This is a genomic window from Streptomyces sp. NPDC057474, assembly GCF_042802555.1.
Taxonomy (GTDB): Bacteria; Actinomycetota; Actinomycetes; order Streptomycetales; family Streptomycetaceae; genus Streptomyces.
Window position 1 is genome coordinate 1 of the sequence record NZ_JBHVDX010000019.1, and the last position, 12,446, is coordinate 12,446.

The 12,446-nt window shown below is 69.4% G+C and carries 11 protein-coding genes; 7 read left to right on the plus strand and 4 right to left on the minus strand.

From position 1 onward, the window contains the following. The first annotated feature begins 28 nt into the window (after positions 1-28). Entirely contained in the window at positions 29-1,669 is a 1,641-nt protein-coding gene (locus ACFU53_RS07985) for a pyridoxal phosphate-dependent aminotransferase (RefSeq protein ID WP_383987533.1), read from the plus strand. Positions 1,670-1,815: 146 nt separating this feature from the next. On the opposite strand, the gene ACFU53_RS07990 is transcribed toward ACFU53_RS07985, so the two are convergent. Then, the gene (locus ACFU53_RS07990; protein WP_383987369.1) at positions 1,816-2,670 is read right to left on the minus strand and encodes a calcium-binding protein; all 855 of its coding nucleotides are present in this window, start codon (positions 2,668-2,670) and stop codon (positions 1,816-1,818) included. 372 nt (positions 2,671-3,042) lie between these two features. On the opposite strand from ACFU53_RS07990, the gene ACFU53_RS07995 reads away from it, so the two are divergent. The 5 genes from ACFU53_RS07995 to ACFU53_RS08015 all read left to right on the plus strand — a co-directional run bounded on the left by ACFU53_RS07995 (position 3,043) and on the right by ACFU53_RS08015 (position 8,350). Beyond that, the gene (locus tag ACFU53_RS07995) at positions 3,043-4,302 is read left to right on the plus strand and encodes an ABC transporter substrate-binding protein (protein ID WP_383987372.1); all 1,260 of its coding nucleotides are present in this window, start codon (positions 3,043-3,045) and stop codon (positions 4,300-4,302) included. A 139-nt stretch (positions 4,303-4,441) separates the two neighbouring features. Continuing rightward, a complete protein-coding gene (locus ACFU53_RS08000; protein ID WP_383987375.1) occupies positions 4,442-5,254 on the plus strand; it encodes an intradiol ring-cleavage dioxygenase in 813 nt (270 codons plus the stop codon). A gap of 358 nt (positions 5,255-5,612) precedes the next feature. After that, positions 5,613-6,077, plus strand: a complete 465-nt coding sequence (locus tag ACFU53_RS08005; protein WP_383987536.1) for an ATP-binding protein — start codon at positions 5,613-5,615, stop codon at positions 6,075-6,077. Positions 6,078-6,433: 356 nt separating this feature from the next. Beyond that, the gene (locus ACFU53_RS08010; RefSeq protein WP_383987378.1) at positions 6,434-7,324 is read left to right on the plus strand and encodes an endonuclease/exonuclease/phosphatase family protein; all 891 of its coding nucleotides are present in this window, start codon (positions 6,434-6,436) and stop codon (positions 7,322-7,324) included. Between the two features lie 165 nt (positions 7,325-7,489). Next, positions 7,490-8,350, plus strand: a complete 861-nt coding sequence (locus ACFU53_RS08015) for an intradiol ring-cleavage dioxygenase (RefSeq protein WP_383987381.1) — start codon at positions 7,490-7,492, stop codon at positions 8,348-8,350. Here ACFU53_RS08015 and ACFU53_RS08020 read toward each other — a convergent pair. The 3 genes from ACFU53_RS08020 to ACFU53_RS08030 form a co-directional block, all read right to left on the minus strand. Beyond that, positions 8,347-9,312, minus strand: coding sequence for a sulfite exporter TauE/SafE family protein (locus ACFU53_RS08020; RefSeq protein WP_383987384.1), 966 nt, complete (start codon positions 9,310-9,312; stop codon positions 8,347-8,349). The two genes, ACFU53_RS08015 and ACFU53_RS08020, sit on opposite strands and share 4 nt — an antisense overlap. A 143-nt stretch (positions 9,313-9,455) precedes the next feature. After that, positions 9,456-9,914 carry an RrF2 family transcriptional regulator gene (locus ACFU53_RS08025; RefSeq protein WP_383987387.1) on the minus strand — a complete coding sequence of 153 codons (459 nt, stop codon included), beginning with the start codon at positions 9,912-9,914 and terminating at the stop codon, positions 9,456-9,458. A gap of 56 nt (positions 9,915-9,970) precedes the next feature. After that, complete coding sequence (locus ACFU53_RS08030; RefSeq protein WP_383987390.1) at positions 9,971-11,485, minus strand: alpha-N-arabinofuranosidase; 1,515 nt, start codon at positions 11,483-11,485, stop codon at positions 9,971-9,973. Positions 11,486-11,795: 310 nt separating this feature from the next. On the opposite strand from ACFU53_RS08030, the gene ACFU53_RS08035 reads away from it, so the two are divergent. After that, positions 11,796-12,431: a transcriptional regulator gene (locus tag ACFU53_RS08035; RefSeq protein ID WP_383987393.1), complete on the plus strand. Its 636-nt coding sequence runs from the start codon at positions 11,796-11,798 to the stop codon at positions 12,429-12,431. Positions 12,432-12,446 lie beyond the last annotated feature (15 nt).

Genomic DNA, 12,446 nt, shown 5'->3' on the forward strand with positions numbered 1-12,446 from the left:
CGGCGGGTCCGCCCCCTACGGAGGTTCCATGGCCGACAACGTCACCTCGTTGTTCCGCAGCACTGCGGCGCACAGCCCGTCGATGGCGGCGCTGACGCGTGAGGGCGGCGACGGGGTGGGTCCGGTGGACTTCTGTATCCCGTGCAACCCCTACTTCCCCACCCCCGCCATGTTCGATGACATGGCGGGCAAGCTGCGCGACATCATCACGTACTACCCGAGCAGCGCCGACACCATCACGGCGGAGCTGTGCAACCTGCTCCAACTGCCGCCGCAGTGCGTGGCGATGGGTAACGGCTCGACCGAACTCATCACCTGGCTCGACCATCTGATGGTCCGTGAGTCCCTCGCCGTCCCCGTCCCCACCTTCGGACGCTGGACCGACCAGCCGATGGAGACCGGCAAGCGGGTCGACATGTTCCCGCTCCAGGAGTCCAGCGGCTTCGCCCTGGACCTCGCGCAGTACGCCGAGTTCATCCGTGCCCGCGGCACCCGGGTCGCCGTCATCTGCAACCCGAACAACCCCGACGGCGGCTTCCTGCACCGGCACGCGCTGGTGCAGTTCATGGACGCGATGGCCGACCTGGACCTGATCGTCATCGACGAGTCGTTCCTGGAGTTCGCCGACGCCGAGTCCGAGCCGAGCACGGTCCAGGACGCGGTCATGCGGCCCAACGTGGTCGTGCTGCGCAGCCTCGGCAAGAACTTCGGTCTGCACGGCATCCGCTTCGGCTACATGGTCGCCAACCCCGCCCTCGCCGGCAAGATCCGCTCGATGCTGCCGAAGTGGAACCTCAACTCCTTCGCCGAGTACGTGGTGTTCATGCTGAAGAACCACGGCGCCGAGTACATGGAGAGCCTGCACCAGGTCCGCCGGGACCGCCTGGACATGGCCCGCCAGCTCTCCGCCCTCCCCGGGCTGACGGTGTACCCGTCGCAGGGGAACTTCCTCTTCGTGCGCCTGCCCGTGGGCGCCGAGGGCACCGTGGTCCGCGACCGGCTCCTCACCGAGCACCGGATTCTGGTCCGCGAGTGCGGCAACAAGGTCGGCTCGTCCAGTCGCTTCCTGCGACTCGTGGTCCGGCCCCAGGTGGACGTCCGTCGCCTGGTGTCAGGCCTGGAGTCGGTTCTCTACGGGTCCAGGAGGGGAGCCGCCGTACCCGAGCTGAGCACCGGGACCAGCTACAGCTCGGGTACGGCGGCCGTGGACCGGCTGATGGGCGAGACCAGCGGCACCGGGATGCACAACCTCGCCGCGCAGGCCATGAGCATGCCGGCCCCGGCGCCCGCGTCCTCCATGCAGTTCGCGTCCCCCGCGCCGGCGCCGATGCCCGCCGCCGCGTCCATGCAGTTCGCGTCCCCGGCCCCGGCGCCCGCCGGGTCCATGCAGTTCCCGTCCCCGGCCCCCGCGCCGGCCCCGATGCCGATGCCGATTCCCGCGCCGGCCCCGATGCCTGCCGCACCGGCCGCCGCCATGCCGGCCCTCGGCCTCCAGCCCGTCTCCCAGACCGGCATGCCCGGCCTCGCGGCCGCCGCCCAGGGCCGTCGCACCATGGGCGCGGCCCAGGGCCTGACCGCCGCCCAGGTACGCGGCCGCACCCAGCCGGAGCCGCTGGAGGAGCCGCAGGGGTGGCCTGCGGCGGGGGCGGTGTACAACCAGGTGGGGTGAGGCCCGGCCTCCCCGCCTGACGGACCCCATGAGGCGACGCCTCCAACAGGCCCTGTACGGGCTGCTGTTGGGGGCGTTGCCTTGTCGGAGCGTTGCCTTGTCGGAGCGTTGCTTTGTCGGAGCGTTGCTTTGTGGGAGCCCCGGCGTCAGTTCTGGTGGAGCTTGTTGCGGCCCGGGCCGCCGGAGAGGGTGTCCTTGCCCTTGCCGCCGTACAGGGTGTCGTTGCCGCTGTTGCCGTAGAGGGCGTCGTTGCCGTCCTCGCCGTACAGCTTGTCGTCGCCCTTGCCGCCATGGAGGGCGTCGTTGCCGGCCCGGCCGCGCAGGGTGTCGTTGCCGGAGTCCCCGTAGAGGCCGTTCGAGTTGGCACCGCCGCTGAGGGTGTCGTGGTCGGCGCCGCCGTGGCACGCGAAGGCGCAGCCGGTCATGGTGTCGTCGCCCCGGCCGCCGAAGGAGCCGAGACCCCAGACCCCGCCGCCGCCGTCGATCCGGTCGTTGCCGTTCTCGCCGTAGAGGACGACCGACTTGTTGCCGAGGAGGACGTCGTTGCCGGTGCCGCCGTAGATCGCGGCGTACGCGGAGTTGGCGGCGGCGATCGTCACCGTGTCGCTGTTGTCGCCGAGGCTGACGTCGTAGATGTCCGAGTCGTCGGAGCCCAGCGGGATCGGGACCGCGCACTCGGCGACGGTACGGTCGGCCGGCTCGGGGTACGTGCACTCCTTCGCGGCGAGTGTGATGGCGTACCGGTCGTTGAAGGTCAGCACATAGTCCGCCTCCCACTCCGTCCGCTCCACGATCTTCGCCGACACCGTCAGCCGGTTCGCCTGCCCGGGCGCGGCCTTGAACCACAGCTCACCCTTGTCGTGCACGAGGGAGGCGGTGGGCGCGGGGGCGGCGTGAGCGAGGGGTGCTGAGAGGAGGGCGCCGGCCAGGGTGAGGGTGAGGACAGCGGTGGCAGTGGCGGTGGTGACGGCTCTGTGCCTGGGCAGTCTGTGGATGGGCATGGCGAGGTACTCCTTCGCGGAGCGGTGAAATGAGTACCCGTTACGACACGGCTCCGGAACCGTGGGTTGTACCGAAAAACCCTCCCGAACACCCACAGGGCCGGTTTCATCCGGGGCACACCTACGGGAATCCCGGAGTTCACATCATGGCCACCCTGCATACCGGGCCTCGTCCGAAGTGAACGACGGTCGCGCCGAATCCGTACTTCCTGTCGCTGGTGGGGCATCTCGGTCACTCCCGTCACACCCTCGGAATCAAAACGCAACGTCCAGGGCCCCGTACGCACCGGTGTGCGCCATACGATCAAGCCCAATCTCTACTCCTGTACTCACGCGTCTCAGGTTCGGCTGCAAGCTGGAAGTGGGTGGACCGTGCGCCACAAGGCCCGGACGATCGTGGCGGCCACGGCCGCGCTGGGACTCGCGGCCGGGCTGTCCGGCTGCGGCGGCACCGCGGACGCGGAGTCGGGAACGGTCTCCCTGACGGTCGTCGCGACCAACTACGGCGACAGCGTCCGCAAGAACTCCGAGGGCTACTGGGACCGAGTCGCCCTGGCGTTCGGCGCCGAGCACCCCGGCATCGACGTGGACGTGGAGGTCTACGACCCTGACGAGGTCGACGAGAAGGTCGCCGAACTGGTCGAGCAGGGCGAGGCACCCGACATCGTGCAGACGGACAGCTACTCCGAGTACGCCGCGCGGGACCTCCTCTACAGCGCGGACGAGGTGCTGTCGGTCCCGGTCCAGGCCTCGTTCGTCCGGAGCCTCGCGAACGCCGGGGAGATGGACCGGGCGCAGTACGGCCTGCCGTTCACCGCGAGCACCCGGATGCTCTACTACAACAAGGACCTGTTCGAGCGGGCGGGCCTGCAGCCGCCGAAGACCTGGGACGAACTCCTCACCGCGGCACGGGCGTTGAAGGCGCAGGGGGTGAAGTACCCGATCGCCGTGCCGCTCGGCCCGGAGGAGGCGGAGGCCGAGACACTGATGTGGCTGCTGGCCGGCGACGGCGGCTACACCGACTCCACGAACAGCTACGACATCGCCTCCCCCACCAATGTGGCGACGCTGACCTGGCTGAAGGAGAACCTGGTTGGCGAGGGTCTCACCGGCCCGGTCGCCCCCGGGGAACTGAACCGGCGCGCGGCCGTCGACGCCTTCCTCACCGGCGACGCGGCCATGGTCAACGGCCCGCTGTCGCTCGTCCGCCAGATCGAGGACTCCTCCGATTCCGTGCCCTACGGCGCCGTGCCACTGCCGAGCCGCGACGGCGAGGACACGCCCACCATGGGCACCGCGGACTGGGTCATCGCCTTCAGGAACGACGACCACCGCGACGCCATCGGGCAGTTCCTCGACTTCCTCTACGCCGACAAGTACGTGACCGAGCAGGCCGCCCAGTACGAACTGCTCCCCGTCACCACGTCCGCCGCCGACGCCATGCGCGCCGACAAGGCCCACCAGTCCCTGTGGAGCGGCCTCGACACCCTGCAGAACCTCCGCCTCTACCCCGTCGCCGAGACCAACTGGTCCGAGGTGGCGACCGCGATCCGCGCACAGATCGGCAAGGCGGTGACCCCGGACGGGAATCCGCAGGAGGTACTGGAGTCGATCGCGAGGGTGGCCAAGTAACCCCCGGGGGGCGAGGAATGCCACCGAACAGGTCATTCAACGTTCCATCAACTCACCTGTCTCACAAGAGACTTGACGGTGGCTCACTTTGCCGAACTGACAGCCGGCCGACAGTTTCCGTTTCTACGGTGCCGTGTCCATGACAGACACTTCAGTGCCCTCAGAGGCAACAGAGGCAACCGAGGCGACCGAGGCGACTTCGATCGGGCGCCGCACCGTACTGATCGCCACCGGTGCCACGGCCGCCACCCTGGCCGTGGGCGCCGCCGCCACGCCTGAAGCCCCCACAGCCGGGACGGCCGACACGGGGAACACCGCGCCCGTGGCCGCCGCGGCCGTCTGCACCCTCACGAAGGAGATGACCGAAGGCCCCTACTACCTCGACGGACAGCTCGTCCGCGCCGACATCAGCGAGGACAAGACCGGCTTCCCGCTCCAGCTCACCCTCACCGTCGTCGACGACGACACCTGCGCGCCGCTCAACAGCGCCCTGGTCGAGATCTGGCACTGCGACGCGCTCGGCGAGTACTCCGGTTTCGTCGGCAACAACGGCCACGACGAGCCCGACAACGGCACGTTCCTGCGCGGGGCCGTGCTCTCGAACTCCAGCGGCGTCGCGAGAATCACGACCGTCTACCCGGGCTGGTACCGGGGCCGGTGCATCCACATCCACCTCAAGGTGCACACGGACGTCACGCTCACCTCCGACGGCTCGTTCACGGGCGGCCAGGAGCTCCACACCGGCCAGCTCTTCTTCGACGAGACCATCACGGCCCGGGTCGCGGCCCTCTCCCCGTACTCGGCCAACACGGTCCCCCGCACCACCCTCGCCCAGGACTCCATCTACGACGAGGGAGGCGCCGCCTCGGGACTCCTCACCCTGACGGCCCTGGGCGGCTCGCCCACGGCCGGGTACGCCGGGTCGCTGACGGTGGGGGTGGAGTCGAGCTGACGTAACCCGCCCCCAACGCCCTGGACGACGGCACGGGCTCCCTCCCAGACCGTGCGGGAGGGGGTCGGTGCCGTGTTGCGGGCCGGGGCCCGCCCCGACCGATCCCTCTACGGGCCCCAGGGCGGCCCCCTCCCCTCCCTCACCGATCGGCGTACGCAAACCGATCAGCCGAGGACGGGCGAATCCGGTCACCATTCGATCGAATTCATACGATTCCGACCAGGCGCGATGTCCTCTCGATCTCCTGGGTACTCATCGGGCGAGCACGGCTAGCGTGGGCGAGGTTCGCCAGTTCGCCTTTGACGCCCAGCGCCCCGTGCCCGTACCCATCGACACCCATCGAGAGGAGGCGGTCGTGATGCCGGGCGGGGAGATGGACAACGGAGCCGGAACGATCGGCGGCCCGGGCGGTGGCGCCCCCGGTCTCGCCCCCGAAACGCTCTTGCTGAGACGCCACTTCACGGGCGAGAACCTCCCCCAGGTGCGCGCCCAGGTGGAGGACACGGCGGCAGCGGCGGGCCTCGGCGGGGTACGCCTCGGCGAGTTCACCCTCGCGGTGAGCGAGATCGCCGCCAACGCCGTCGAACACGCCGGCGGTCAAGGCCGCCTCGAACTCCGCCGCCTCCCGCACGAACTGGAGTGCCGCATCACCGACAACGGCCCCGGCTTCACCCCCGCCATCCCCGAACTCCTCCCCGGCCTCACCGACAACTGCCCCGGCCGCGGCCTCTGGCTCGCCCACCTGGTCACGGACCGCCTGACGGTCACGACGGACATGACGGGGGCGGGGGCCGAGGTGACGCTGGCGATGCGGCTGGGATGAGCTGCGGAAGACGCCCACCGGGTGCAGCGACTCCCACCCGCGCTCAGGACATCTGTGCGCACGTTCTCCGCGGAGGTGGTCGCCGCCCGTAGGGCCCGCGCAAGGAAGCTCCGGTCGCCATCGGCGGGCAACGTGCGTCCGGCATTGCTGTACCGGCCTTCCGCGTCCTCGAGCCACGCCGCCGACGAAGGACGCAAGGTGTTCACTTCGGTGCCGCCGCGGATGGGCGCCGGTCGGCCAGGATGAAGCCCGCGCGGAGCGAGACCTGCCGGCGGCGGGGGCGGGACCTCGCCGACGAGACCTGGTGAACGGTCAGAAGCATGGTTCTCTGACGACCCCGTCCCATAACCTCGTGCATGGAGACGTCAGGTGCCATGTGGATCCATGTCGAGGAGGCGATGGTGCTCGGAAGAGGCACACGGTTGCTCGCGGGCGCCGTGACCGTGGCCTGCATGGTGCTCGTCGGCCCCAGCGCACCGAGCGGTGTCCTCTTCGCCAGGGCACTGCCCGTCGAGGCCGTCAGGGATGTCGTACCGAACCGGGTCATGACGTGGAACATCTGCAACCCCTGCGAGGCAAGCAACGTTGACCGGGCAGCGGAGATCGCCACGTACGCGCCCCAGGTCATCGGCCTGCAAGAAGCGTGCGTGCGTGACGTCGAGAGGATCCGGGACCATCTGGAGAACCTTCACGGGCTGGTGTACCACGTCGAGTACGGGATGGTTCTTCGGGATTGGGGCCGCTGCGGGGGAGCGCCGTGGAGTCCGGGAGCCTTCGGTCAGGCGGTCCTCTCGGCGGCACCGATGACGGACCGCGTCAACGTGGAATACCCCGACGGCGGATCCGAAGCCCGTGGATACATGGCAGTCACCACCATGGTGGGCGGCCGGCCCGTCCGGGTCTTCAACACACACCTCGCCCAACGACGTCAAGAAGCAGTCCGAGCGGACCAGACCGGCGTACTCGCCGCCGACGCCGCCCGGCACGACCGCGCGATCCTTCTGGGCGACTTCAACGCCGTGCCGGACGCTCCCGAACTCACCCGTATATGGGCACTGGCCGCGGATACGGACCCCCAGTGCCCTCCCTCGCCCACCGGCACCTGCGAGCCGACCACCGACTGGCACAGCAAGTTCGACTACGTCTTCCTGCGAGGCATCGCCCCGCTCGAGCACCACGTGCAACCCACCCCGTACTCGGACCACCATCTGCTGCACACCGACCTGGATCCGACTCAGAGCCCCTGAACTGGCGAATCCCGTCCGCTGCCTCCCACCGGCGCCATCGCCTCAGACGGTTGGTCGACTGTGTCCCAACTAGCGTCGAAACGGCGCCCGTTGAGACTTACATCCCCAGTGCATTCACAGCCGCACATCAAGGATTTCTTCAGGTGCGCTTCTAGCTTCGTGGGCATGACGGAGAACACGAACCCCCAGCACACACACCAGGACCCGACCCAGGACGCGGCAGGCAAACACCGGCGGGACAAGAGCGTTCGGCGGCGGCGGGTGCTCATCGGCGGGGCCTCGGTCGCCGCGGCGGGCGGCCTCGCGGCTGCCGGGCTCGCGGCGGCGACCACCACGGAGAGCACCGCCACCGGGAGCGGCACCACCGAATCCGCCTCGGCCAGTGAGTCGGCGTCCACCTCGACCAGCAGCGTCTGTGTCCTGAACGCCGAGGTCACCGAGGGGCCGTACTCCCTCGAAGGCGCCCTCGTCCGCGAGGACATCCGGGAGGAGACCGAGGGCTTCGAGGTCCAGTACACCTTCACCGTCGTCGATGTGGCGAACGACTGCGCGCCTCTCGCCAACGCCCTGCTCGAGATCTGGCACTGCGACCACCTCGGCGAGTACTCCGGGTTCGTCGGCGGCAACGGGCACAACTACGAGGACAACGGCACCTTCCTGCGCGGCGGTCAGACGACCGACGAGAACGGGCAGTGCAACATCACGTCGATCTGGCCCGGCCACTACGTCTCCCGCGCGGTCCACGTCCATATGCGAGTGCACACGGACGTCACCCTCACCGACGACTCGTACACCGGCGGCGAGATCATCCACACCGGCCAGCTCTTCTTCGACGAGGCCATCAACGAGGAGATCCAGGCGACCTCCCCGTACTCGGACAACACGACGCCGGAGACGACGCTGTCCAACGACAGCATCTATGACGACGGGGGTGCGTCCAGCGGGCTGCTGACGCTCACGGCGTTGGGGAGCAGTGTCTCCGACGGTTACAAGGCGACGATCACCGTGGGTGTGGACAGCGTCTAGCCGTTGTGGGTCGCCGTTGCCGCCGGTTCGGCGGCAACCCGCTCGTGGTGGCTTGTCGCGCCGTACCCCGCGCCCCTTTCGGGCGCGGGGAGGGCAGCCTTTTCCTTCAAGTGCTCCCGGATCGAGTACGTCAGGGCCGCCGCCCACAGTGCGTACACGGCGACGTGGACGACTGTGCTCACGGAACCCGACGCCGCGATCCAGTCGCTCTTGAGGAGCGTGCGGACGTTCGTCGCGATGATGACGCCGCCCACCGCCGAGCCCAGCACCCTCGGCGGGACCAGGCGGACCAGCCACGCGGCGATCGGCGCGGCGATCAGGCCGCCGAGGAGGAAGGCGGCCACCCAGGCCCAGTCGAGGCCCTGGGAGCCCAGGGAGAAGAGGAAGCCCAGGCTGGCGGAGACCGCGACGAGGAATTCGCTGGTGTCGATGGAGCCGATGACCTTGCGGGGTTCCATACGGCCGCTGGCGAGGAGGGCGGGGGTGCCCACCGGGCCCCAGCCGCCCCCGCCGGTCGCGTCGAGGAAGCCGGCGACCAGGCCGAGCGGGGACAGGAACCGCTTCCGCAGCGGCTGACCGAGGCGTTCCCTGGGCAGGCCTCGCAGGGTGAAGCGGGACAGCACGTAGAGGCCGAGGCCGAGCAGGATCAGCGACATCGCCGGCCCGGCGACCTCGGTGGACAGGTTGGACAGGACGGTCGCGCCGAGGAACGCGCCCACCGCGCCCGGTACGCCGATCTTGGCGACGACCTTCCAGTCCACGTTCCCGAACCGCCAGTGCGAGGCGCCCGACATCAGGGTCGTGCCGATCTCGGCGAGGTGCACCGTGGCCGAGGCGGTGGCCGGGTTGGTGCCCATGGCAAGCAGCAGCGTCGTCGAGGTCACGCCGTAGGCCATGCCCAGGCTGCCGTCCACGAGCTGGGCGCCCAGGCCCGCCAGCGCGAGCAGTACCAGCGTCCGCATGTGTTTCCGGTCCCGTCTTCCGTCGCCGCTCTTTCCTGTCTTTCCCACCGGTTAAGTAGGGATTGACCGGTGGGAACGCTACGGGGCCAAGCTGAGGAAAGACTTAGGACGAGGTAACGATCCTGTGCACGTGGCCGCGGGGCCTACGGGTTCTCCCAGGCCGTCGGCTCCGCCGCCAGATCCTTCACCGGCTCGGGGAGGGCGCCGGCCGCGATGTCGGCCACCGTGACGCCCTCCAGGATGCGGCGGACGTTGGCCCGCAGCGCGATCCACAACGGCAGCAGCGGCTCGGCCGACCCGGTGTAGGTCAGGCCGGTCGGCCGCTCCCCCCGCACCGACACGATGGGCCCGTCCACGGCTCGGATCACATCGGCGACGGTGATCGAGGCGGGGTCTCGGGCCAGCTGATAGCCGCCGCTGCCGCCTCGCCGACTCGTGACGAGGCCGCCACGCCTCAGGTCCCCGAGGATGCCCTCAAGAAACTTGTGCGGAATCTCCTGCACGGTCGCGATGACTTCCGCCTTCACCGGCCCACTGCCCTGCCGTACGGCGACTTCCAGTACCGCGCGTACGGCGTAATCCGCCCGTGCCGAGATCCTCATGGCCAACATTGTCGACCACCCGCGCCCCCCGAGGGGCGCGGGACTGGTCCGGGCTCTCAGCCGAGCCGGATCACATTCCACGACAGCGGCTCAAGGACCGCGCTCAGCACGCCGTCCTGAAGCGAAGCCCCCTCACCCGCGTGCGGAGCGACCCGCTCGGGCTCAGCCAACGTGTTCCGCGCGTCCGGGTCCGCGTCGGCCAGCACACTGTGCTCGACGATTCGAGTCAACTCCAGCCCGTTCAGGGCGACTTCCAGCGGCAACGCATCCGTACGACCCCGGTTGACCGCGAAAACGGTCACCGACCCGTCCTCGGCCCGCACCGCCGTCGCGTGCAGCAGATCCGCCTCGCCATACTTCTTCGTCTCGTACGTCGGCGAGTCCACCCGCACGTCGAGCACCTCGCCCCGCCCGTACTTCGCGGCCTGGGCGAACGGGAAGAAGGTCGTCTGCCGCCAGGCCTGCCCGCCCGGCTCGGTCATGATCGGGGCGATGACGTTGACGAGCTGCGCGAGGCAGGCGACGGTGACGCGGTCGGCGTGCCGGAGGAGGGCGATGAGGAGGGAGCCGAAGACGACCGCGTCCATGACGCTGTAGTTGTCCTCCAGCAGACGCGGCGCCTCGGGCCAGTTCAGCGGGTTCGCCTTCGCGTCGTCCTCCCACTCCTGGAGGTACCAGACGTTCCACTCGTCGAAGGAGAGGTTGATCTTCTTCTTGGACTTGAGCTTCGCGCCCACGTGGTCGGCGGTGGCGACCACGTTCTCGATGAAGGACTCCATGTCGACGGCGGAGGCGAGGAAGGAGTCGTAGTCGCCGTCGGTGGGCCAGTAGTAGGCGTGCAGGGAGATGTAGTCGACGAGGTCGTACGTCTCCGCCAGGACCGTCGCCTCCCACTCGGCGAACGTCGGCATGGACTGGCTGGAGGAACCGCAGGCGACGAGTTCGACGTCCGGGTCGATCTGGCGCATCGCGCGGGCGGTCTCGGCGGCGATACGGCCGTACTCGACCGCCGTCTTGTGGCCGGTCTGCCAAGGGCCGTCCATCTCGTTGCCCAGGCACCAGAGGTTGATGCCGAACGGGTCCTTGTCCCCGTGGGCGGCACGGAGGTCGGAGAGGGCGGTGCCGGCGGGGTGGTTGGCGTACTCCTGGAGTTCGAGGGCCTCGGCGACTCCGCGGGTGCCGAGGTTCAGGGCCATCATGGGCTCGGCCTGGGGGCCGATCTTCTTCAGGAAGGCGATGTACTCGGAGAGGCCGAAGCGGTTGGTCTCGGTGGAGCGCCAGGCGAGGTCGAGGCGGCGGGGGCGCTCCTCGGCGGGGCCGACGGAGTCCTCCCACTTGTAGCCGGAGACGAAGTTGCCGCCGGGGTAGCGGATCGTGGTGACGCCCAACTCCCGCACCAGGTCCAGCACATCGGTGCGCAGACCCGCCTCGTCGGCCGCGGGGTGGTCCGGCTCGTAGATTCCTGTGTAGACACAGCGGCCGAGGTGCTCGACGAAGGAGCCGAAGAGTCGAGGGTTGACCTCGCCGACCTTGAAAGCGGGGTCGAGGGTGAAGCGGGCGGTGCGGGTCATGGGGGCGGCCCTTCGGTTTTCGTGTTCAGCGTTCGTTGTTCGGTATTACGGATGGCGCTCGTTGAGTCGAACGGGACGCTATGGTCGAAGCCAGGGCGAGTCAATGGGGCGGGTGGTTGAGGGACGGACGCCCCATCGTCTGCCAGGTGCACTGGTCGGGCGGGTACGGGTCGTTGGTGGTTGCTCGCGCAGTTCCCCGCGTTCCTGAAGGGGCAGCCCGTTTCGAGGGCGGCACAACTATCGTTCGTCAAGATTCAACGATCGTTGGATTCTCGTGGTGTGGGCGCCCCCTGCCACGTAGGGTCGGCGCGTGCCTGCCCTCCCCGACGCCCTTGCCGAGACCCTGACGCGACTCGACGCCCGTATCGCGGAGACCGGTGCCGACCGGGGGCTGCTTCTTGACGTACCGACGCTGGTGGAACGTACGGCCCTCGGTGAGGACGAGGTACGGGCGTTGCTCGACGGGGGCGAGCCGATGGCCGACCGGGTCGACGACCGGGTGCGCGGGCGGGTGCGGGCGTTGCATGAGGCGTATGTCGCGCGGAGCGGGAAGCGGGCCGGTGAGGTCTGCAAGGAGGTCGCGGAGCGGCTCTCGATCAGTCCCGAGTGGGCCCGGCAGCTGCTGCTCGGCAAGAAGATGCCGAACGTGCCCGACCTGACCGAACTCGCGGAGTTCTTCGGGATCGAGGAGGGCGTCCGGTTCTTCACCGACCCGGCCGCGACCGTCCTGAACCGGGAGCTGGGGCGCGTACTCACGGGACTTGAGGGTGACGCGGACGACGACGGGCCGCTGGTCGAGTACGGTCCGCTGGTCGAGTTCGCCACCCGGCACGGGGTCGTCACGCTCGCGCTGCGCGGCCATCGGCTGACCCCCCGCAAGCAGGAGGCGCTCGCTGTCATGCTCGAAGGGCTGCTCGGCGTCGACGACGAGGCGGCCCGGCGATGAGCGGTGGCGAGGGCA